The organism is Vibrio sp. 10N.222.46.A1 (assembly GCF_041473595.1).
GTDB lineage: Bacteria > Pseudomonadota > Gammaproteobacteria > Enterobacterales > Vibrionaceae > Vibrio > Vibrio tasmaniensis_A.
This window is the reverse complement of the sequence record NZ_JBFRSN010001341.1, coordinates 1,295-1,587: the sequence shown is the minus strand read 5'-3', so window position 1 is coordinate 1,587 and position 293 is coordinate 1,295.

The following is a 293-nucleotide window of genomic DNA, read 5'->3' as shown; positions in this document are numbered from 1 at the left end:
CAATACATGGCGAGTTTCAGAATGAGCCTATCCACCTAGCTGAAAGGCATCGATAATAAGAATAATGGCATTAGCGAAATCAGAGGAGATGTGACGACGAAAGAAACGAAAAATAGCTAACTGGTTGATAAGATTGTTATCGCAACCTTATCTTGGCCTCACTCGCCTGAGAAAAGCCTCAAAGCGGTGCGCCCTTCAAACCCAACCGTACAATTTACTTAATAAAGTCGCTTCGGGCTTGTTCAACACTTGGGATTTAGTGTTGGCTACGCAATACCTTAATCCTTATTTGT